This is a genomic window from Frankia nepalensis, assembly GCF_016786325.1.
GTDB lineage: Bacteria > Actinomycetota > Actinomycetes > Frankiales > Frankiaceae > Pseudofrankia > Pseudofrankia nepalensis.
This window is the reverse complement of the sequence record NZ_JADWYU010000003.1, coordinates 1-1,235: the sequence shown is the minus strand read 5'-3', so window position 1 is coordinate 1,235 and position 1,235 is coordinate 1. Positions and strand designations below refer to the sequence as shown.

The window sequence follows — 1,235 nt, the reverse complement described above, 5'->3', positions numbered from 1 at the left end:
CGCGCGCCCACCTCGACGGTCCGGGGATGGGACTCCATGCCCACCCTCATCAGCAGATCAGCGTGATCAGGGTCCACCGCGCGAACTCGTCGGCGCGCCTACGACCGGAGCGGCGCGTGCCGGCACCTGACTTCGCGACCGCTGATCCTGCTGCCCACGCGGGCCGGCGGGAAGCCCTGCACAGAAAGGGAACGGCTCTATGACACGGGTGGCTGTCGTCACTGGCGGCGGGTCGGGGCTTGGCCTGGCGATCTGCCAGCATCTGGCGAATACCGGGCACCGGGTGGCGGCCCTTGACCTGAACGGGGCCGCCGCCAAAGACGTGGCGGAGAGGCTGCGCGCCGTGGGCGCATCGGCGATCGCGGCCGAGGTCGATGTCGCGGATCGCGCGTCGGTCGACGCGGCGTTCGAGCGAGTGCGCGCCGATCTCGGGCCCATCGGGGTGCTCGTGACCAGCGCGGCGGTCTCCGGGTTCACGCCGTTCGAGGAGATCTCCCTCGAGCTGTGGGACCGGTTCGTCGCGGTGAACCTCACGGGGACGTTCCACTGCGTCCAGTCCGCGATCGGCGACATGGTGGCCGCTGGCTGGGGCCGCGTCGTGACGATCTCGTCGGCCGCGGGACAGACCGGCACGGCTCGCCAGGGCCACTACTCGGCGACGAAGGGCGGCGTGATCGCGCTGACCAAGGCCGTCGCGCTCGAGTACGCGGCCAAGGGGATCACCGCGAACACGGTCCCGCCGTTCGCCGTGGACACCCCATTGCTGCGCGGCCAGCAAAGTGGCCGGAATCTGCCGAAGACCGAGGTCATCGCCCGGATGATTCCGGCTGGCCGGGTGGGGACGCCCGACGACATCGGCGCGACCTGCGCCTTCCTGTGCTCGGAGGCGGCTGGTTACATAACGGGCCAGGTCATTGCCGCGAACGGAGGAGCGGTCCTGTGAGCGAGAGGTTCTCACTCGACGGGCGGGTCGCGGTCGTCACCGGCGGCGGCACCGGCATAGGCCGCGGCTCGGCGCTGGCGCTCGCCGAATACGGCGCCGACGTCGTGCTTACGGCACGGCGTCCGGAGCCGCTGGAGTCGACCGCCAAGGAAATCGAGGCACTCGGCCGGCGCGCGCTTGCCCTGCCGGCCGACGTGACGAAGGCGGCGGAATGTCAGCGGATCGTCGACGGCACCCTTGCCGAGTTCGGCCGGCTCGACATCCTGGTCAACTGCGCCGGCGGCGCGGAGAC

2 protein-coding genes are annotated in these 1,235 nt (G+C 71.2%); both read left to right on the top strand.

The features are described 5' to 3' along the window. Positions 1–199: 199 nt before the first annotated feature. The gene (locus tag I6A81_RS00025) at positions 200–943 is read left to right on the top strand and encodes an SDR family NAD(P)-dependent oxidoreductase (protein ID WP_203008544.1); all 744 of its coding nucleotides are present in this window, start codon (positions 200–202) and stop codon (positions 941–943) included. After that, positions 940–1,235 (top strand): SDR family NAD(P)-dependent oxidoreductase (locus I6A81_RS00020; RefSeq protein ID WP_203008545.1); only part of this gene is annotated, 296 nt, incomplete at its 3' end. The genes I6A81_RS00025 and I6A81_RS00020, both read left to right, overlap by 4 nt.

Bases quoted from the DNA above. Each gene is read 5' to 3' on its own strand.
- I6A81_RS00025 (WP_203008544.1), top strand. From the start codon at position 200: ATGACACGGGTGGCTGTCGTCACTGGCGGCGGGTCGGGGCTTGGCCTG.